Annotated in this window: 23 protein-coding genes; 14 read left to right on the top strand and 9 right to left on the bottom strand. The window is 37.8% G+C overall.

Annotation, left to right across the window (positions count from 1 at the left end):
- Positions 1–61 precede the first annotated feature (61 nt).
- From IPO46_06860 to IPO46_06840, 5 genes are all read left to right on the top strand, one after another.
- On the top strand, positions 62–247 hold the full coding sequence (locus IPO46_06860) for a hypothetical protein (GenBank protein ID QQS61871.1): 186 nt from the start codon (positions 62–64) through the stop codon (positions 245–247).
- 87 nt (positions 248–334) lie between these two features.
- The gene (locus IPO46_06855; protein ID QQS61870.1) at positions 335–1,036 is read left to right on the top strand and encodes a purine-nucleoside phosphorylase; all 702 of its coding nucleotides are present in this window, start codon (positions 335–337) and stop codon (positions 1,034–1,036) included.
- 253 nt (positions 1,037–1,289) lie between these two features.
- Entirely contained in the window at positions 1,290–1,634 is a 345-nt protein-coding gene (locus IPO46_06850) for a single-stranded DNA-binding protein (protein QQS61869.1), read from the top strand.
- Between the two features lie 385 nt (positions 1,635–2,019).
- Positions 2,020–2,451, top strand: a complete 432-nt coding sequence (locus tag IPO46_06845; GenBank protein QQS64339.1) for a glycine zipper 2TM domain-containing protein — start codon at positions 2,020–2,022, stop codon at positions 2,449–2,451.
- Between the two features lie 31 nt (positions 2,452–2,482).
- Positions 2,483–2,692 carry a hypothetical protein gene (locus IPO46_06840; protein QQS61868.1) on the top strand — a complete coding sequence of 70 codons (210 nt, stop codon included), beginning with the start codon at positions 2,483–2,485 and terminating at the stop codon, positions 2,690–2,692.
- Between the two features lie 46 nt (positions 2,693–2,738).
- On the opposite strand, the gene IPO46_06835 is transcribed toward IPO46_06840, so the two are convergent.
- The 3 genes from IPO46_06835 to rlmD all read right to left on the bottom strand — a co-directional run bounded on the left by IPO46_06835 (position 2,739) and on the right by rlmD (position 5,778).
- Positions 2,739–3,671 carry a rhomboid family intramembrane serine protease gene (locus tag IPO46_06835; protein ID QQS61867.1) on the bottom strand — a complete coding sequence of 311 codons (933 nt, stop codon included), beginning with the start codon at positions 3,669–3,671 and terminating at the stop codon, positions 2,739–2,741.
- Between the two features lie 56 nt (positions 3,672–3,727).
- Complete coding sequence (locus IPO46_06830; GenBank protein QQS64338.1) at positions 3,728–4,291, bottom strand: rhomboid family intramembrane serine protease; 564 nt, start codon at positions 4,289–4,291, stop codon at positions 3,728–3,730.
- A 62-nt stretch (positions 4,292–4,353) separates the two neighbouring features.
- Positions 4,354–5,778, bottom strand: a complete 1,425-nt coding sequence (rlmD, locus tag IPO46_06825) for a 23S rRNA (uracil(1939)-C(5))-methyltransferase RlmD (GenBank protein ID QQS61866.1) — start codon at positions 5,776–5,778, stop codon at positions 4,354–4,356.
- Positions 5,779–5,931: 153 nt separating this feature from the next.
- Here rlmD and IPO46_06820 point away from each other — a divergent pair, with 153 nt between their 5' ends.
- Both IPO46_06820 and IPO46_06815 read left to right on the top strand, forming a co-directional pair.
- Complete coding sequence (locus tag IPO46_06820; protein QQS61865.1) at positions 5,932–7,359, top strand: redoxin domain-containing protein; 1,428 nt, start codon at positions 5,932–5,934, stop codon at positions 7,357–7,359.
- A gap of 61 nt (positions 7,360–7,420) precedes the next feature.
- Entirely contained in the window at positions 7,421–9,361 is a 1,941-nt protein-coding gene (locus IPO46_06815; protein ID QQS61864.1) for a peptidylprolyl isomerase, read from the top strand.
- A gap of 45 nt (positions 9,362–9,406) precedes the next feature.
- Here the strand turns inward: IPO46_06815 and IPO46_06810 are convergent, their stop codons facing one another.
- From IPO46_06810 to IPO46_06790, 5 genes are all read right to left on the bottom strand, one after another.
- Positions 9,407–9,820 (bottom strand): OsmC family protein, encoded by a 414-nt coding sequence (locus tag IPO46_06810; GenBank protein ID QQS61863.1) that lies wholly within the window; start codon positions 9,818–9,820, stop codon positions 9,407–9,409.
- A gap of 93 nt (positions 9,821–9,913) precedes the next feature.
- The gene (gene lptC / locus IPO46_06805) at positions 9,914–10,543 is read right to left on the bottom strand and encodes an LPS export ABC transporter periplasmic protein LptC (protein ID QQS61862.1); all 630 of its coding nucleotides are present in this window, start codon (positions 10,541–10,543) and stop codon (positions 9,914–9,916) included.
- Positions 10,543–11,925, bottom strand: a complete 1,383-nt coding sequence (locus IPO46_06800; protein QQS61861.1) for a hypothetical protein — start codon at positions 11,923–11,925, stop codon at positions 10,543–10,545. Before IPO46_06800 ends, lptC begins: the two co-directional genes overlap by 1 nt.
- The gene (locus tag IPO46_06795; GenBank protein QQS61860.1) at positions 11,888–12,631 is read right to left on the bottom strand and encodes a type III pantothenate kinase; all 744 of its coding nucleotides are present in this window, start codon (positions 12,629–12,631) and stop codon (positions 11,888–11,890) included. Before IPO46_06795 ends, IPO46_06800 begins: the two co-directional genes overlap by 38 nt.
- Positions 12,628–13,260 (bottom strand): LON peptidase substrate-binding domain-containing protein, encoded by a 633-nt coding sequence (locus IPO46_06790; protein QQS64272.1) that lies wholly within the window; start codon positions 13,258–13,260, stop codon positions 12,628–12,630. The genes IPO46_06795 and IPO46_06790 overlap by 4 nt, the downstream gene beginning before the upstream one ends.
- A 90-nt stretch (positions 13,261–13,350) precedes the next feature.
- On the opposite strand from IPO46_06790, the gene IPO46_06785 reads away from it, so the two are divergent.
- From IPO46_06785 to meaB, 6 genes are all read left to right on the top strand, one after another.
- The gene (locus IPO46_06785; protein ID QQS64271.1) at positions 13,351–14,193 is read left to right on the top strand and encodes an alpha-1,2-fucosyltransferase; all 843 of its coding nucleotides are present in this window, start codon (positions 13,351–13,353) and stop codon (positions 14,191–14,193) included.
- Positions 14,194–14,266: 73 nt separating this feature from the next.
- Positions 14,267–14,887, top strand: a complete 621-nt coding sequence (locus IPO46_06780; protein QQS64270.1) for a hypothetical protein — start codon at positions 14,267–14,269, stop codon at positions 14,885–14,887.
- On the top strand, positions 14,874–15,920 hold the full coding sequence (locus IPO46_06775) for a glycosyltransferase (protein QQS64269.1): 1,047 nt from the start codon (positions 14,874–14,876) through the stop codon (positions 15,918–15,920). The genes IPO46_06780 and IPO46_06775 overlap by 14 nt, the downstream gene beginning before the upstream one ends.
- Positions 15,889–16,722: a glycosyltransferase gene (locus tag IPO46_06770; GenBank protein QQS64268.1), complete on the top strand. Its 834-nt coding sequence runs from the start codon at positions 15,889–15,891 to the stop codon at positions 16,720–16,722. The genes IPO46_06775 and IPO46_06770 overlap by 32 nt, the downstream gene beginning before the upstream one ends.
- A 6-nt stretch (positions 16,723–16,728) precedes the next feature.
- Positions 16,729–17,709, top strand: a complete 981-nt coding sequence (locus IPO46_06765; GenBank protein ID QQS64267.1) for a glycosyltransferase family 1 protein — start codon at positions 16,729–16,731, stop codon at positions 17,707–17,709.
- Between the two features lie 75 nt (positions 17,710–17,784).
- Positions 17,785–18,687, top strand: a complete 903-nt coding sequence (meaB, locus tag IPO46_06760; GenBank protein QQS64266.1) for a methylmalonyl Co-A mutase-associated GTPase MeaB — start codon at positions 17,785–17,787, stop codon at positions 18,685–18,687.
- Between the two features lie 4 nt (positions 18,688–18,691).
- Here the strand turns inward: meaB and IPO46_06755 are convergent, their stop codons facing one another.
- On the bottom strand, positions 18,692–18,916 hold the full coding sequence (locus IPO46_06755; GenBank protein ID QQS64265.1) for a hypothetical protein: 225 nt from the start codon (positions 18,914–18,916) through the stop codon (positions 18,692–18,694).
- Positions 18,917–19,028: 112 nt separating this feature from the next.
- On the opposite strand from IPO46_06755, the gene asnS reads away from it, so the two are divergent.
- On the top strand, positions 19,029–20,471 hold the full coding sequence (gene asnS / locus IPO46_06750) for an asparagine--tRNA ligase (GenBank protein QQS64264.1): 1,443 nt from the start codon (positions 19,029–19,031) through the stop codon (positions 20,469–20,471).
- Positions 20,472–20,551: the final 80 nt, after the last annotated feature.

Genomic DNA, 20,551 nt, shown 5'->3' with positions numbered 1-20,551 from the left:
GAACAAAGATAATCGAGATTTATTGGTATTGTTCAGAAATGAGTTTTTAACTAAGCGCTCAATGGAGCGTCAGGTTACGCAATTGCATAAATTGCTCTACTCTGCAGAATCCTTAGATAATTTTGTGAAATGTCATGAAATTATTGACCTCAATAAATATACAGTAATTCGTAAGCCTGCTGTCATCAGGGCTTTCGTAAGGTTGCCACCAACTAAAGCATTTGTTTTTTTATTTAATAAAAATTAGTACCTGCTTATTTTTACCTTTTAGGATTTTCATTTCTTTTAATAAATTACTCTCAATTATTTATCTTCATGCACTTAATAAAAATTTATGAGTGTACACATTAGCGCAGCAAAAGGAGAAATAGCCAAAACCGTTTTAATGCCCGGCGACCCATTAAGGGCAAAATATGTTGCCGATAATTTTTTAACTGAAGTAAAACTGGTAAGCCAAACCCGTAATGCTTTTTATTTTACGGGAAAGTTTGATGGCACACCGGTAACCATTGGCGCCAGCGGAATGGGTTGCCCGTCAATTGGCATCTATTCCTACGAACTTTATTCAGAGTATGAAGTGGATACTATAATACGCATAGGTACCTGTGGCGCTTATACAACAGAGTTGGATTTATTTGACCTGGTACTGGTAGATGCAGCCGCAAGCGAATCTACTTTTGCCAAATATGCCTGGGAAATTGAAGGGGATTTAATAAAGCACCAGGGCGATGCTTATAATAAAATAGTATACACAGCAAAAAAACTTGGCCTTGGTTTAAAAACCAGCAATATACACAGCAGCGATATTTTTTATCGTAAAAACCCGGGCACACCGGCAATTGCAAAAAAGCATAATTGCCTAGCCGTAGAAATGGAAGCCTTTTCCTTATTTGCCAATGCACTGCATTTGGGTAAATCTGCAGCAAGCTTACTTACGGTTTCTGATATTATACCAACGCATCGTTTTATTTCTGCCAATGAAAGGGAAAAGGCCTTAATTCCCATGATGAAACTGGCGCTGGAAGCGGTAAAATAGATGGGAAATACAATTGCCCCGTAGTTTTTATAAAAATTTTTCTCCCTAATAAAAAAAATATTGCACCCTTAAATGCTTTGATTGTAAAGCATTTACTCCTAATTAGCCCGACAACAAACGGTTGCAATCACTTACTTCCGTATATAAATACTTATTCTCCGGCTTAGTTTCTTTAGCCATTGCATCTTTGCCTTGTCAATCGAAAAACGGTTGGCTGAAATAAAAAAATTTTAAACATTTAAATTTTAAAGACATGTACGCATTAAAAAACAAAGTTCAATTGATTGGCAATTTAGGCAACGCACCGGACGTACGCAACACAGAAAATGGTAAAAAATTAGTGCGCTTCTCCATGGCAACCAATGAAGTTTACCGCAACGCAAAAGGCGAAAAGGTAACCGAAACACAATGGCATAATATTATCGCCTGGGGTAAAGTTGCTGAAATTGCTGAAAAATTCCTTTCTAAAGGCGCTGAAATATGCATTGAAGGAAAGCTGGTAAGCCGGGTTTATACCGATAAAGAAGGCAACAAAAAATACTTTACCGAAATCCAGGCCAATGAATTATTGATGCTCGGTAGCAAAGCAGTGGCTTAGATATTTAATTCTTTGCACAAAAAGGCAGGACTCGGTTCCTGCCTTTTTTTATTTTAGCAGTAAACAAAATATATAAAGAAATGCCAAAAAATTGCTTTACTGCACACATTTCTTATTCTATTACGTCTATTGCTATATGTTTGCAGACTGTTGTGTTTAATTATTTACTCCATAAAGGTATGGGTTAACAAAAAAACATAACATATAACAAACATTGGCAACATTTTTGCCTTTATTAACAAAAATCTAAACTTTAAAAATGAAAAAATTACTCACAGGAATTGCACTAGTAACCGTACTTGTAGCCTGCAAATCTCAAAAACAGGATGAAGCCAACCAAAATCTTATTTTAACCGATTCTGCAGCATTGAATGGCCAAAATGCAATGGCAGATACTGCAACCACAAGCACAAATACAGCTACAGCTCCTTCCAAAGCCGAACCCAAAGTAATTGAAAAAGTGATTATTAAAGAAAGAGTAGTACAGGCTCCAAGTCAACAAACAAACACAACTACACCTACAACTACTCCAGCAGCAACTACAGAAACGGTTTCAGGACAAACTGCCGGAACACAGGGTACAGGAACAACAACAGAAACAGCTCCAGCAACCACAGAACCAGAAAAAAAGAAAGGCATGAGCAACACGGCTAAAGGCGCCATTATTGGTGGCGTAGGTGGAGCAGTAGTGGGAGCCACTGTAGGTAAAAATGCAAAAGGCGCTATTATTGGCGGCGTGGTAGGTGCTGCCGCAGGTACAATTATTGGTAGAAGTAAAGACAAAAAGAAAGCTGCTGCTGATTCAACAAAAAACTAAATATTTTTTTTCACCTATAAAACAATTAGCCATGAACGGAAAAAAAGGATTAGGATTATTACTTGCAGGCATTGCTGCTTACGGCATTTACAAATACAACAAAATGAATGCAGCTGAGAAAAAGCAACTTAAAGATAAAGTGAAGGCAAAGGGCCAAAAAATTTATGAAGAGTATGTGCCGCAGGATGTAAAAGATTTACTGGCAAAAGCTAAGCCTGCAACAGCACAGGAAAATAATTAATTAATGCAAAACGTGGAATGCACAGCCTGCCTTTCGGCGGGCATTTTTATTTTATATCATCCGATTCCGAAGCCTTTTTTAAAATTTCTTTTTCTTCGTTACTCAGGTATTCATATCCTTTTTGGCTTATTTTATCCAGTATTTCATCAACCCTTTTTTGAGTAACATTTTGAACTTTAGAAAACGGCAAGCGGTTCCCGGCTTCGTAAAACACTTGCTTTTTAATTTTTGTTTGCTTGTCTTTTGGCGCAAACCATGTACCAGACTTTGTATAGACTTTTACCATCCATGCGGCGGCATCAATTCCTTTTCTTAATAAAAAAACATATACAAAGCCAGTAACTATTGCTCCGGTAATTGCTGCTACATGTAATCCACTACCCGAGGAGGCAACCGTAATGGCAATAAAAATCACAAACAAAATCCACAGCGATATTCCGCCATTTAAGTGTTGCATTATTTTAAAATTTGGAACCATAAAAGTTGCAACAGCTGCTATGGTAACTATGGGTAAGTTGGCGCCTAATAAAAGGGCCGGCGCCTTATTTGCTCCTGAGAAAAAATAAGCAGCAATAAGCCAGGTAATTCCGGCTACTATACCGCCGTAAATGTATACAGGTACTATTTTTACTTCTTCATACAATGATTGTAAAATCCTGCCAAAAACCCAAAGCCAAATTAAATTTACTATAAAACGTACTATGTCAACATCGCAAAACATATAGGTAAGCAGGGTCCACGGCTTTGACCAAAAATGAGATGAGTTGCCCGGCAAAGCCATCCATTGCAAAATATTATTTTCAAATAAAGATGGCGCATAATTGCTTACGGTAAAGCCTAATTTTAAAAATGCCAAAACCAAAAAAAAAGAAATATTAATAAAGAACAGGCTAAGCAAAGCATTGCCTTCTGGGCTAAAAATATTCCTGCTGACTGTAACCCTTTTTTTTAAATCGCTATACCTGTCTGACTCACCCATAACCGGTTGTTTTTTTAAAGATAAAAAAAAGAAAAAAATTGCCTGTTAAACTGCTATTAATAAAAGGTTTTCTTATTTGTTTTGTTCCAATAAATTACCAAAATAAAACCCATTATTAATCCGCCCAGGTGTGCAAAGTGGGCAATATTACTCCCCGTGGGGTTTACTCCACCAAATAAATCTATTGCCGCCATTATGGCAATGGCCCACTTGGCTTTAACCGGTACCGGAATAGGAAACATGATAAGCTGTGCATTGGGAAACAAATATGCAAAAGCTGCAAATAGCCCCATAATTGCGCCCGAAGCGCCTACTGCTGGTGCATTTGAAAATAAAAGCTGTGCAGCTGCAGCAGTAAAACCACAAGCCAAATAAAAAAACAGGAATTTTTTGGGTCCCCAAACTTTCTCCAACCATGTTCCAAAACTCCAAAGGGCAAACATATTAAACAGGATGTGTGCAAACCCTCCATGTGTGAACATATGCGTAACCAGTTGATAAGGTTTAAACTCACCGCTGTCCACCGGCCACAAAGCCAGTTTTCCGGTAACTGCCCCTTCTTTGCCATCAAATAATAACTGAATTAAAAACACTAGCACATTAATGATTACAAGGTTCATTACTACGGGGCTGTCTTTTAAAAATCGGTTTCCGGTACTATTGTATGCCATATCCTGTTTTATTAATTTTCTTTTAAGGTTAGTAGTGCAACGCTTTCAATATGGTGCGTATGAGGAAACATATCTACGGGTTGCAATTTTATTAATTTATATTTTTCAGATAATAATGCAATATCCCTTGCCTGGGTAGCCGTATTGCAGCTTATATATACAATCTTTGGCGCTTCTATTTCCAGCAATTTGTTTACCAGTTTTTCGTGCATCCCTGCCCTTGGTGGGTCGGTTAAGATTACATCGGGCCGTCCATGCGCTGCAAAAAACTCGTTGTTACAAATTTTAATTACATCTCCGGCAAAAAAGTTTATATGCCCTACATTATTAAGCTCTGCATTTTTTTTTGCATCTTCAATGGCTTCTTCAATTATTTCTACCCCAATAATTTTCTTTGCCTTATTGCTCATAAATATACCAATGCTTCCCGTGCCACAGTAAAGGTCGTAAACTGTTTCGATACCCGTTAAAGCAGCAAATCCCGCAGCAATAGTATATAATTTTTCGGCCTGTGCCGTATTGGTTTGAAAAAAAGATTTGGGGCCAATCATAAATTTATATGCACCGAGCTTTTCTATTACATAACCATTTCCAAAATACACAACCGGTTTAAGATCAAAAATACTATCGTTCCATTTAGTATTTACGGTATAAAGCAATGTACTGATATGCGGTACTTTTTCTAATAAATGATTGAGTAGGAGTTTTATAGGCTGGTCATCTTCATAATTTACGATAACATTCACCATTAATTCGCCTGTAGTGCAATACCTTATAATAATATTCCTGAGCCAGCCGGTATGCTCACGGATATCATAAAATTCAATTTGATGATAAAGCGCATAATCCCTTATTGTATTGCGAATACGGTTATTTACATCGTCCATCAAATGACATTCGTAAATATCAATGGTTTTATCAAAAATCCTGGGTACATGAAATCCCAACGCACCAGCTTTTTTTGTATCATTACCTGAGTTTAAATCAACAATATATTCTTTGTTGCTTGCCGTAAATTCTAGTTTATTGCGGTAGGCCTTTGTTTTTTCTGAGCCCGCAATAGGCAAAATCAAAAAATTTTCCTGCCGGCCAATTCGCTTAATATTTTGTTCTGCTTCCTGCTGCTTAAATTCCAATTGCTTTTGATAGGGTAACATTTGCCATTTGCATCCGCCACAAACCCCAAAATGCCTGCAAAAGGGCTCAATCCTGTCGCTGGAAAAATGGGTAATTTTAATTGGCCGGCCTTCGGCCCAGTCTTTTTTATTTTTTACTACCAAAATATCTGCCCTGTCCCCCGGAATAACAGATGAAACAAAAAGGATTTTCCCGGCTTCTTCATTCTCTTTTTTAAGCCTTGCTATTGCCCTTCCTTCGGCTGCATAGCCGGTTATGGGTACATCCTGCAGTATTTCTTTATTGCGTTTTTTCCTCACGGGGCAAAATTAAGCATCTGAAAGTGAATACTACAGTTATTAACAACTTTGCTTTTTCAATTGTTAAGGATATGTAATTTTATTAATACAGGCACCGGGACTTATGAAAAACGCTGTTAATTAAATATATTTGTTTCTACTTTTTACAACCTCATGAATAAAAAATTACGCTGCGCTACCTTTCTTTGCTTTATTTGTTTTAACAGTTGGGCCCAATATAAAATAAGTGTAACCTGCAATTATGATACGGGAATGGCTTACCTCACTTATCATTATGGCAAAAATTTGAATATTGAAGACTCGGGTAAAGTGAATAATAAAGGTGCCGTGGTTTTCCAGGGAAATACACCACTGCAACAGGGGATATATGCCCTGGTGTTGCCCGGCAAACGCTTTTCATTAGATTTTTTAGTAAGCGATGTACAAACTATTACCATAGATACAGATACTACAAAATTGCCAGAGGCAAAAATTACCGGCTCTAAAGACAATGAACTTTTTATAAACTATCAAAAATTTGTAAATGAAAAAGGGCGCCTGCTCATGGGTGAAAGGGAGGCATATATGCGTTCCAAAACCAAGGCAGACTCTGCTTTGCACGAAGCCAATTATATTAAACTCAATACAGAGATTAATAAATACAGGGAAGATATTATCCAAAACAACTCCAATTCTTTAATGGCTTCATTGTTTAATGCCATGAAAGAAGCACCCTATCCCACAAAAGTGCCTGTAACAAGGCAGGACACCCTTAATAATTATTATTTTTATAAACAACATTATTGGGATGGTATCACTTTTATGGATGACCGTATCATCCGTACGCCGTTCTTTTTGCCCAAGCTGGAGCGCTATTACCGGGAAGTAATGCAACAAGCGCCGGACTCCCTGATAAAAGATATAGATTACCGGCTTTTATATGCACGCAATGCTCCGGAAATGTATAAATTTTTGCTCAACTGGTATACTGATGAATATATTAACCCTAAGTACATGGGCCAGGATAAAGTATTTATTCACCTGTTTGAAAAATACCACAGCAAAGGCTTAACAGCATGGCTTACCGATAAGCAAATGGAAATTATTACCCGCCGTGCCTATATGCAAATGGCAAACCAATTGGGTGAACAAGCCGCCAACCTTGAGTTGCTCGATACCGCCGGAAAACCCAAACCACTCTACAACCTTTCCTCTGATTATACTGTGGTAATTTTTTGGGATCCCAACTGCGGCCATTGCAAAGAAGAAATACCCAGGCTCGATTCAATATACAGGGCATCGTGGAAAGCAAAAAAAGTAAAAATATATGCCGTGCTCTCAGAAAAAGAAGACCAAAAAAACAACTGGAAAAAATTTATCCGGGAACACGATATAACCGGCTGGACAAATGTTTACCAAAGTAAAAAGCAGGCCGATGAAGAATTGGCTTCCAACAGACCCAATTTTAGGCAGCTTTACGATGTAATTACTACGCCTACGCTCTACCTTCTCGATAAAGAAAAAAGGATTATTGGCAAAAAGCTTACCTTATTGCAAATGAACGACCTCCTGGAAACCAAACTTAAAACTGCGGTTCAATAACGCTATGTTGTTTTTTACGGAAATATTGCCGTTGTTAACCAGTATGAATAAAAAATAAAGAATGAAAAAGATTTTCCTTGTTCCTGTATTAATGCTAATTTCTTCAGCCGGCTTTTCTCAAAATATTTTTTCTTACGGCAACAATGCTGTTTCTAAACAGGAATTTTTAAAGGCTTTCAACAAAAACAAAGTTACCATTACCGATAAAGATAAAGCAGTAAGGGATTACCTGGAACTATATAGCAATTTTAAGTTAAAGGTAAAAGAAGCGCAGGATCTAAAGCTGGATACTCTGCCGCAAATAAAATACGATGTTGAAAATTTTCGCAACCAGGTAGCCGAATCGTACCTGAACGATAAAAAAAGCATGGATTTGCTGCAAACTGAAGCCTTTGAAAGAAGCAAGAGAGACTTACATGTGATTCACTTTTTTGCTCCTATAAATGCCGATTACGACAGCATTAAAGCCAAGGCCGCCATTGAAGAGGCGTATGCACAATTAAAAAAAGGAAACAGCAACTATACTGCACTGGCCAAAGAAATTACCGGAAAATTTTCGATGTTGCGCCAGGCCGATATGGGATACATTACGGTATTTAATATGCCTTATGAATACGAAAATATTATTTACACTTTAAAGCCGGGTGAATATTCAAAACCTTACCAGGCCAAAAACGGCTGGCATATTTTTAGGTTTATAGGCGACAGGCCAAGTACTGGAAAATGGCGTGTAGCGCAAATATTATTCTCTTTTCCGCCGGATGCCAACGATTACAGCAAGGCAGAGGTGGTAAAAAAAGCCGATTCTGTTTATGCATTATTACAAAACGGGATGAGCTTTGCCGAAGCGGCAAAAAATTTCAGCGACGACAGAAATACCTATTTAACCGAAGGTGAGTTGCCGGAATTTGGCGCCGGAAAATATTCGGATGCATTTTTTACACAGGTAATTGAATTAAAAAATGATGGGGCAATCAGTAAGCCTTTTGAAACCCCTTTTGGCATACATATTTTAAAACGGATTTCGCATAAACCGGCGGTAACCGATGTTGCTGATGAAGATTTTCAAACCGAAATTAAACACAAAATTTTGGTAGACAGCCGTGTAAATGCACCCAAAGAAAAGTTTATACAGGATGTAACCCTGCTTACGGGTTATAAAAAAAGCAAGCAGGTAAATTACGAAGATTTGTTGCGCTATGCCGATACGGTTATGAAATACCTGCCCAAAGAAAAAATGTACTCCCTTCCGGTAAGCAATAAAACCATCGGCACATTTAAAGATGGCTCTTCGGTAAAAGGGTACGATTGGCTTAACTATATTAAACAATACAAAACAGATTACCAGCAGTATAAAGGCGAAAGCAATGCTGAGCTTTTACGAAAATTTGCAGGGTATATCTCTTTAAATTTTTACAAAAAAAACCTGGAAAAATATAATGAAGACTTTGCTTTTCAGGTAAATGAATTTAAAGAAGGTAATATGCTTTTTGAAATTATGGAGAGAAAAATTTGGGGCAAAGCCACCAATGACAGTGCCGGCCTTTTAAAATATTATAATGAACATAAAGAAAAATATAAATGGGATAAAAGCGCCAATATATTAATTTTTAATACCACTACGGCATTAGATGCTCAGGATGCACTGGAAGATTTAAAAGCCGGCAAAAGCTGGCACACCGTAATTTCAGAAATGAGCGAAAGGCTGCAGGCAGACAGCGGCCGGTATAGCCTGGAGCAAATTAACAGCCCAGATAAAAATATTGTACCGCAAGCCAATACTTACAGCGATATTACTACTAATACAGATGGCACTGCCTTGTTTGTAAAATACCTTGAATTATTTCCGGCTGGGCAGCAAAGAAACTTTACCGATGCCCGTGGGCTTGTAATTAACGACTACCAGGACCTGCTGGAGCAACAGTGGATTACTGCACTTAAGAAAAAATACCCGGTAAAAGTAAATGAAGCAGTAGTAAAAGAAATTATCCGCCAACTTTAAATAAAAAAAGCCTGTTGAAATAACAGGCTTTTTTGTTTGAATACTTTAATAAGCCAATGTCGCTTCTGCAACAATATTGGTGTTATACAATTTAGAAATAGGGCAATTGGCTTTTGCATCAGCAACTGCTGCATCAAACTGATCTTTGGATATTCCAGTAACGGTTGCTTTAACCGTTAATTTAGACTCAGTAATTGCGCCGCTATCCAAAGTTATTTCGCAACGGGTATCAATATTATCTGCTGTAAAGCCCGCTGCATTTAACACAAAACTTAACTTCATGGAAAAGCAACCTGCATGTGCTGCTGCAACAAGTTCTTCGGGGTTGGTGCCAATGCCATTTTCAAAGCGGGAAGAATAGGAATATTGGCTGTTGTTGAGTACTGTACTTTGCGTACTTACCGTTCCTGTGCCTTCTTTTCCTGTGCCTTTCCAGTTGGCTGTTGAAAATCTCTTCATAGTTTTTATTTTTTAAAAGTGAATATTATAAAATGATAAAGGGCAGGAAAGTTACGCAACAATTTTTTATGGCTGCTTGCCAAATGTGGTTTTTTACATGGGAAACTTTGATGCAGGAACTTGCACCGTACCTACACTTTTTTTAATAAGCCAGCTTTTAAAATCCTGCCTGGCTTCCATACCAATACCATCAATTATTTGGGTTTGGGTGCGTATTCTTACGGCTTTTTCGGTATAAAATTCGGCGCCTGTGCGCTTCCTGTCCCAATATAGTTCATTACAAAAAAGGGTATCTTTCTTTTGCAGGTTTATAACCCTTACACTGTCTTTTAAAAAAACTATATTTTCGTTTTCTTTATACTTTCCGTATCGGGCGGTTAGCCGGCTTTCAATAATTCCGGCTTCGTTATAAAATGTTGTTTGCAGGGTTTGGGGAAACTCATAATAAGGAGTTGATTCCTGTATATGCAGCATTAATGGTGCTGTAAGTACTGCTTTAGTTTTTCCGCCCGTAGTGTAAATTATCTCAACATTTTTTGCTTCTTCAACTCCAATAGATTTTTTATTTAAACTTTGTATGGCTTTCTCATCATTCTCACATCCCGATAAAAAAATACAGCTAAAAATAGCTGCTGATAGTACAGTATATTTAAATTGAAATGTCAAAATATTTACCCTTAATAAAAACGAAAAATGATTATTAAGAAATATACACAAATTCATTAATCATATTTGCGCTTTTGGAACCAATGCTGGCCCATAGAAATGCCAAAGTTAAACCTTACGATGTTTTCCCGCATGCTTCGGCTACCCGTATTTCCCCTTGCATTAAATTCAATTCCGGTATTTAGCGTTACAAATTCCCCCAGCCTCAAGCGTTGAAAGCTGGTTAACGGAAACCCTGCTCCTACGCTAAACCCGTATTGGTTGCGGCTTTTATCATCCAGCTTTATATAATCTGGGCCAATATAAAACCCGGCACGGTATTTCACAAATTTCCAGTAGTTATTAGAAACGGTTGCTTCATTTGCCGCAAAATATTGTCCGCCTATTTTAAGTGTCCAGTTATTTTGGGTGGCAGCTTCTTTTTTTCCATACGATTTATAATCGCCCCAGCGGGAAATGGTAAAATCTGCACCCATCAACCAGTGTGGTTGGCTATAAATAAAGCCTAGGGTATAATTTGCCGGTACAATTATTTTTCCTGAAATTTCCGAAGCATAACTCACTGTGTCAATAGTATAGTTTCCGCCGGTAAAGTCGTAACCAATGGTTTCATCAATGCTGTCGAGGTTTGCCCTAAGATTTTGCTGCAGGTTGGCAAAGGCGCCTATTTGAAGATTGCCTTTTTTTGTAGGAACATGATATTGGGCGCCAATGGTTAAAAACACCCCGCCAAACCTGGTTTTTGCTGCGCTGTTAGAACTGTAATAATGTATGGTATCATTTAAAAACCTTAGTTTGGTACTGTAATCTTTAGAGCCAAAAGAATAACCTGTGCTAACTCCAAAACTAAAATTTTTAATTTTTACACCCGTGCTGATATTTGCCTGCGAAATACCGCCATTGCCTTCGTAAGTATATAAAGCCGTGTCAATATTGCTAATTCTCCTGTAATCTTCTATTTTGTAATTAATACGGGTTACGGGCCTAAGGCCAAAACTTAATCCCCATTGTATGCCTTTATCTTCCAGTTTTTTTCCGGCTATGGGTATTCCAAATTGTAAATAAGAAATATTGGTATTGTTTGAAGTATATTTTGCCGGAGAATTATTGCTTTTTAAAGTATGCTTATCTATTTCTCCGCCAATATCAAAAAGTACGTTTATGTACGAGTTATTGCTTAAAGAGCCCAGCGATGCCGGGTTATCAATATTTAAACTACTTATGGGTACCGCCTTTATTGAATTATCGAATGAATAAGCTGCAGAAATACCTCCCATTGCCCGGGTGGTAATATTGCCATTGGGCACCACATCGCCAATGCCATACCTGGAGTAAGGTGAGTTATCCTGTGCCTGGGAAAAATGCGTTACGAGTAAGGCAAAAATAAAACCGGTGATTCTGTTAAATATCGCAGTTGTTGTTGTATTGGCTAAGTGCATACAGTCCTTTAAATAAAAAATTTGGGTCGGCAAATATCTTGTTTTTCAACCGACTGGCAAAATGGGCTGTATTGCCCCCGGTTAAAACCACGTTAAAGTTCCTGTATTTATCTCTATACCTGTTAATGATACCATCTAATTCACTGGCCATTCCATGTAAAACCCCGCTTTGCAGGTTTGTCCTGGTATCGTAACCTATTAAGGGAAAGTTCCAGTCTTCTTCCACCAAAGGCAACATTGCCGTAAATTCATGCATTGCCTTAAAACGCATTTGCATACCCGGCGAAATTGCGCCTCCTAAAAACTCGTGCTGCTGGCTTATAAAATTGAAAGTAATGCAACTCCCAAGGCCAATAACCAAATTGTTTTTTTTAGGAAAAAAATGTACTGCTGCAGCTGCAATTGCCAGCCTGTCTGCACCTATAGTTTCGGGCTTACCCACGGGGGCAGTAAAATTTAATTTTGTAGCAACCGATAATTTATGAAAGTGTGTTTTTTCTTTTAATGTGTCTTCTATGCCGGGGTTATGGTTGATAACCGAGGATAAGATAGATTTTTGAGGTTTAAATTCCTGAAGCAGGGTTTCAATTTCCCCGCTTGTATCGGTGTACAAAATACGCTCTGCTATTATTTTCTTATTGCTGAAAACAGCCAGTTTTTTCCTGGAGTTGCCAAAGTCAAAGCAAAGTGTTATTTCTGTTTTCATTTGTTGCTGCCCAGGTTTTTAAAATGCCCGTTCATTTTTACACGGCCCTTTAGGGTATTCATTTCGGTAATAACCGGTTGCATTTTTTCCAAATGCCTTTTCAAAAATTCCTGCCTATGCAATTCGTGTTCCAGCTCCAGCAGGTGGTATTCGTCTTCCATATTTAACCCTGCATGGTGCGCTACATCATAGCTGCAAAGCTCTTCATCTGGTTTTTGAAAATCTTTATGGATATTAATTACCCGGTGCATTTGCCTTATTTTGCTTAAAATTTTTTTCATTAAAGAGGCGCTTCCCTGTGTAGTAAGTAATGGGTAGTTTACAATTGCGCCACTATATAATTTTTCGGGAACCTGCACTACTGTTTCTAAAATTCTAAAAATGCTTATTCCAAGGGTTTTAATATCCATTTTACCATCATCATACACTTTTGAAATTTCCAATACCTGCATCACGGTTCCCATTTCACCAATGCGGTTATTTATTATTGGTGGCAGGCCAAATGGTTTGTTTTTTTCGGTACACTCTTTTATTAATTGCTTATACCCTGGTTCAAATATATGCAGGTTCAGCTGTTCCCCTGGATAAGCAACAATGCCCAAAGGAAATATTGGAATAAAATTGGTCATTAAGCAAATGTAAGAAAGCCATCCGGCAATTTTTAAAATTTTGGATCTGTGCTTTCTGTTTATCTTTAACTTACTTATCAACCCTTTTTTATGGTGATTATGCATTTCTCCGGCGGCCTGGGGAACCAAATGTTTGAATACGCTTTGTACTGTACATTGCAGCAAGCCGGCGCCAATCCTAAAATTGATTTAAGCCATTATGGCAAACAAAAAACACACAACGGCTACGAGTTAGAAAGAATATTTAATATTAAAGCAAATTATAGCAATAAAACAGAACGCTTGTTCTTAAAAAATTATGGAAAATTAAAATCGAAACTTTGGGGAAAGCCTTATAAGGAAAGGCCAGGAGACCAATATATTTTTAACAATAACATACCGAAGTTTAAAAATGGTTTCCTGAAAGGCTATTGGCAATCAGAAAATTATTTTACCGGTACAGCAGAATTGGTAAAACAATCTTTTGCATTTCAACATCCAAATGATGAAAGAAATTTGGCGGCGCTGCAAAAAATAAATTCATTGCAATCGGTAAGCATCCATATTCGAAGAGGCGATTATTTAATTGATGGTAGAAATTGTGTATTGAACAGCGGCTATTGGCAAACGGCAATAGCATATATAAAGAAACAATTTCCACATGCCGTATTTTTTGTTTTTTCCGATGATATTCACTGGACAAAAGAAACCCTGCAAATTAACGGAGCAGAATTTGTGGACTGGAACAAAGCCGAAAACAGTTATTGGGATATGTTTTTAATGAGCAAGTGCAAACATAATATAATTGCGAACAGTTCATTTAGCTGGTGGGCTGCTTGGCTAAATAACAATAAAATAAAATTGGTTTTAACCCCACAAAACTGGATGCCTCACTTTTTCGGCACTAGGGACCTTATACCCAAAACCTGGATAAAAATAAAAAATGAATTTTAAGGATGCGCCAAATATAAAAAGATATTTTGCAGCCATTACCGGCAATGGTACTTTTGCTGTTTAATACTCAATTATGGCAGGATTCTTAGATTTTATTTTTGCTTCAAAAAAAGAACGCACTTTAAAAAAATGGGAAAAGGCCGGCCGGCCAGCGCCGCCTCCGCATTATATTAAACAACAGGCTATTGAAGAGTACCAGTCTACTACCGGTTGTACAATTCTTGTAGAAACCGGAACCTTTAAGGGAGATATGGTATTTGCCCAAAAAGATAATTTTGAACATATTTATTCAATTGAACTAAGTGAAAAACTTTTTGAAGAAGCCAAAAAAAGATTTGTAAACAATAAAAATGTAACCATACTGCAAGGTGATAGCGGCAAAGTGTTGCACACCTTAATTAAAGAAATAAAAAGCCCCGCTATTTTTTGGCTCGATGGCCACTACTCGGCAGGTGAAACGGCAAAAGGTGAAAAGGATTGCCCAATTTATGAAGAATTAAGCGCAATTTTTAGCGAACCAAACCCCGGGCATATTATTTTGATTGATGATGCCAGGTGTTTTATTGGCACCGGAGATTATCCAACAATTGAGGCAATAACTGCATTTATAAAACAAAAAGATCCAGCCTATAAAGTAACCGTAAAAGATGATTTAATACGCTACAGCTTACCTCGTCATCATGAAAATACTTGAACTTAATTTTTCCGGCGAATGGCGTGGTGGAGAGCGGCAAACCCTTTTGAATATGCAGGGGCTGCAAAAAATTAATCGGCAGGTTTTTCTTCTTTGCAGAAAAAATAGTTCGTTATATTTAAAAGCCAAGCAGGAAAATTTTACGGTATATGGTTTTAAAAATATTTTCCGGGTTATTGGGTTTTTAATTATCCAGGCCAGGCATTTTGATATCCTTCATGCTCAAACGGCACATATCCTCACCTACTGCGTAGTTACAAAGCCATTTCACCGTAAAAAAATTGTGTATACCCGAAGGGTAAATTTTCAGCAGTTCGGATTTTTTACAAAACTAAAATACCGGTTTACCAACAAAATAGTTGGCATAAGTACTGCGGCCCAGCAAACCCTTATTCGTTTTACGCAGCGAAAGGATGTAATGAAAATATCTGACATTGCTGTTAAAGAAACCGAATGGGAAAACCTTACTGAAGAAATTGCCAAACTAAACCCGGGTAATAAAAAAATAATTGGCATTGTTGCTGCACTTACTTATGAAAAACAGCCCTTCGTTTGCCTTAGTGCCATAAATCTTTTGCATCAAAAAAACAATAATTTTATTTGCCTGCATTTTGGCTCCGGTTCGTTATTCAAGGAAATGCAGGAGAAGATACTGGCAAACGGAATGGAGAAATATTATATTTTAGTGGGCTTTCAACAAAATGTATTATCCTGGTTTAAACATTTTGATGTTTTTTTAATGACCTCATTAAATGAAGGGCTTGGCAGCAGCATACTGGATGCGTATTTAAACAAGGTTCCGGTGGTATCCGGCACCAGCGGCGGATTGGCCGATATCGTTACTGCCGAAAAAGCAATGGTATGTACATCGGGTACATCAGAGGAGTATTGTGAAAAAACGGAAACTCTTTTATCCAGCCCTGAGCTTGCAGGTGGGCTTACTGCAAAGGCTTACAACTTTGTTGTTAAAAACCACAGCATGGCTTATATTACAAAGCAATATGATCAACTCTTTAAAGAGTTGCTCCAATAACCACAATATGCAGGCTTCGGTTATCATATCTTACTATAAAAATCTTGCTCAGCTTCAACTATTGCTCCGGGCCTTAAACATGCAATCGGCCTTAGGATGCTTCGAGGTAATTATATCTGAAGATGATGATGCGCCTCAAACCATTGCTTTTATGAATGAGCTAAAATACGGTTTGGGCTTTCCACTAATCCATGTTTCTCATCCCGACCAGGGTTTTAGAAAATGCAAAGCATTAAATAATGCTATCAGGGCGGCAAATGCCGAACTCCTGATTTTTTTTGACGGGGATTGTATCCCTCATAAAAAATGCGTACAGCAATACATAAAAGCGCAATCTCAGGGCGCCGTATTGTATGGCAGAAGGGTAATGTTAAGCGAAAATTTTTCTTCATTGCTCATAAAAACAAAAAACATAAAATTACCCAGCCTACTTAATCTTTTTAAATATCGTTGCCGCCGTATTGAAGACGGTATTTATTTTCCTGTTCCACGGTTTTTGCTCAAAAAAACAGAAGGTATTTTATTGGGCTGCAATATGGCCATCAATAAAAAAGAGTTACTTGCAATAAATGGTTTTGATGAAGATTATAACTTTTCCGGCGGCGGCGAAGATTCGGATATTGAATGGCGGCTAAAAAAGTTGCCGTATGTTTATTTTAAATCTATGCGGTTCCGGGCAATTGTATATCATATTAATCACCCCACAAGGTTCACTGTAGAGCAGGAAAAAAAGAACAATGCATTTATGTCGGCAAAAATAACCCTGGGAAAATTTTATTGTAAAAACGGGTTACAAAAATAAACATTCATGAAGTTGTTGTTCATTTGCAGCACACAATTTGATTACCTGCAGGATTTAACCTATTGCGGCCTGGTGGAGCTTTTGGGCAATCAAAATGTTTGCGATTATCCCTGGAACCCGAAGTATCATTTACCCATAAAAAATTATCCTAAAAACCTTGGTTATACCGGTTTTAGCCTGCCAAAATTTACTATAAAAAATTTTCAGGGCTATGATGCGGTAATTATAGGATCGGCTAAAAAAGAAGCGTTACTAAAATATGAATATTTAATCCCAAAAATTCAATCGCTTCCCGTAATTTTTATTGACGGCGGTGACAGGGAAGAAATAGGCGGAGATTTTTACCGCCTGGGCCTGGGTAAAGAATTTGAAAGCGTTTTCAAAAAACGCTACCCCGATTTAATTTTTAAAAGAGAATACCTTCCTTCCCTTCATGGCCATTTGCCGCATGTATTTCCGTTTCCGTTCAGCTTTCCTTTTACCCTTTCCCAAAAACCAGTACAAGAAAAAAAATACCAGGTTTCGTTTTGGGCACAGCAAAAACCATTAATAAGGGAACAAGCCATTAAATTACTTAAGGGCAAATATGATTGTGACCAAAATGGCACAACCCTAAACCAGGGCTTTAAAACCTATAAACGAAAAGGCTTGTTTTATTTGGAGGAAATTTCCCGTTGCAAAATTGTATTGAATTTTCGTGGCGGCGGATGGGATACCATGCGCTATTGGGAAACACCTGCCATGGAAACATTTATGATTAGCCAAAAACCAGAAATTTTGATCCCCAATAATTTTGAAGAAAACAAGCATGTGGCCTGGGTTTCAGAAAATCTAAGCAACCTTATAGATAAAATTGATTATTACCTCCTCAACGATGACGAACGTAACCGTATGGCAACAAATGCAAGAGAACATTTATTAAAATATCATTTAAATACACATAGGGCACAATTTCTACTCAGTAAAATAAAAACAATTATACCATAAAGTTTTAAAATCCTTCTTATTACTTTCATGCGTAAATTTGAACAATAAAATTTTGATGCTGTAATTTTTTACCAAATGTATGACTACAATATTTTTGATGGTAACGATGTTGTACAACATCAAAAAAAATTAAGCCGTGCCATTAGTTTAATTGAAAACCAATCCCCGGGATACGAGGAAATACTCAGTTCACTTCAGCCAAAAAATGTGCCCGTAATTGGCATTACCGGCCCGCCGGGAGCAGGCAAAAGCACACTTACCAATGCCTTGTTAAAAGAAATGGTTGACCAGCAAAAAGCAGTTGCGGTATTATGTGTAGATCCATCTTCTCCATTTAACCTTGGTTCCTTATTGGGCGACCGTATACGCATGGCAGATTGGTACAACCATCCTAATGTATTTATCCGTTCGCTGGCTTCAAGGGGTTCGTTGGGTGGCCTGCATCCGGCAATTATTGAAATTACCGAATTATTAAAGTCTTCTTTTTTTGATTACATAATTATTGAAACCATCGGCGTAGGGCAAAGTGAGGTGGAAATTGCAGGGCTGGCCGATATTACCCTTGTAGTATTGGTGCCCGAAGCTGGCGATGAAATACAAACCATGAAGGCAGGATTAATGGAAATTGCAGATTTGTTTGTTGTAAATAAATCTGACCGGCCAGATGCAGGTATGTTTGTAAAAAATCTTCTCCTTATGCTGGCTCCGGCGTTTGCCACAAAAAAGCACCTCATACCGGTTGTAAAAACGGTTGCAATTACCCATACAGGTATTGCTGATCTATTTAAAGCTATTGAAACATTGCTAAAAGCAGAAAAAAATAATGAAAGGAAATATTTTTTGCTTACCCAAAAAGCTTACCACTTAATTGAAAAAAAGAGGATGCAGGATGTTGACAAAACTATATTGAAAGAGAAAATAAAAGAGCAGTATAATAAGCCTGGTTTTAACTTATTTAATTTTATAAAAAATTATTGATAATTCAAATGGCATTATTTTGATGTGCCTTCCACCAGCGGTAGCCAATAAACCCAACAATACAATAAGGTACAGCCATTAAATAAAGTATGCCGGCATTCATGCCCTGTGCCGGTTTTTCGCCAAGCTGCTGAGCGGTTTTGGTACACATGGCACACTGTGCATTTACATTGGCGCCAAAGCATACAGCCAGTGAAAACAAAATTGAAAACACCCATGCTTTTTTCATAGGGCAAAGTTAATCTATTTCTCTTATTTAGCTGCCAATACCTGCGCTGCGGCAGGCCTCACCTATAGTTCTATTGCTATTGATTGTTATATTTGCAGCCCAAATATTAATTATGTTCAATACAAGAATAAAAATAAAAGCCTTGTTGCAAAATGAAAACGCAAGTTATCAGGCAACAGTTATGGGCTGGGTAAGGAGTTTTCGCAACAACCAGTTTATTGCCCTAAACGATGGCAGTACCAATAACAATTTACAGGTAGTGGCTACGCTGGGTAATTTTGATGATGCCCTACTCAAAAGAATAACAACAGGGGCTTGCATTAAAGCAACCGGTAATATAGTGGCCTCATTAGGAAAAGGTCAAAAAGTAGAAATGATGGCAGAAACCATTGAAATACTTGGCGACAGCGATGCGGAAAAATTTCCCCTGCAACCCAAAAAACACAGCCTTGAATTTTTAAGGGAAATTGCCCATTTGCGGTTTCGCACCAATACTTTTGGTGCTGTATTCAGGGTAAGAAATAGCCTGGCATTTGCCATCCATAAATTTTTTAACGAAAGGGGTTTTGTTTATTTGCACTCACCCATTATTACCGGAAGCGATGCGGAAGGTGCAGGTGAAATGTTCCAGGTAACTACGCTGCCTCTTGATGGTTCTGCTCCAAGAAACGATGATGGAAGTATTAATTTTAAAGAAGATTTTTTTGGCCGCAGCACCAACCTTACCGTTAGTGGCCAGTTAGAAGGCGAACTTGCTGCAATGGCTTTTAGCGATATTTATACATTTGGCCCAACTTTTAGGGCCGAAAACAGCAATACCACAAGGCACCTTGCCGAGTTTTGGATGATAGAGCCCGAAGTAGCTTTTAACGACCTGGAGGACAATATGAACCTTGCCGAGGATTTTATTAAATACATCATTCGCTATGCTATGGAACAGAATAAAGACGACCTTGAGTTTTTAGCACAGCGCCTTGCCGAAGAAGAAAAACAAAAACCACAGCAGGAAAGAAGTGAAATGGGCCTGTTGGAAAAACTGGAATTTGTAGTAAACAACAATTTTGAACGCCTTACTTACACCGAAGCCATTGACATTTTAAAAGAAAGCAACCACAATAAGAAAAAGAAATTTCAATACCCTGTAAATAATTGGGGTATTGATTTACAAAGCGAACACGAACGCTACCTGGTAGAAAAGCATTTTAAAAAACCAGTTATTTTAACCAACTACCCCAAAGAGATAAAAGCCTTTTACATGCGCCAGAACGATGATGGTAAAACCGTTGCGGCAATGGATATACTTGCCCCAGGAATTGGTGAAATAGTGGGCGGCTCCCAAAGGGAAGAACGCTTAGATTTATTGCTGAAGCGTATGGAAGAAATGCATATTCCGGTGCAGGAAATGGATTGGTTTTTAGATACAAGAAGGTTCGGCACCTGCCCTCATGCAGGCTTTGGGCTTGGCTTTGAGCGCATGGTACAGTTTGTAACCGGTATGACCAATATTAGGGATGTAATTCCTTTTCCCCGTTATCCAAAGAGTGCCGCATTTTAATTATTTGCTTTTAGCTAAATGAAATATCTTTAAACCCGTTTGCTTCCCTTATCCGGAAATTTAAATTTATTTTTTTTATA

The organism is Chitinophagaceae bacterium, assembly GCA_016699815.1.
GTDB lineage: Bacteria > Bacteroidota > Bacteroidia > Chitinophagales > Chitinophagaceae > Ferruginibacter.
Note: the sequence above shows the minus strand (reverse complement) of the source record. Positions and strands in the feature narration are given on the sequence as shown.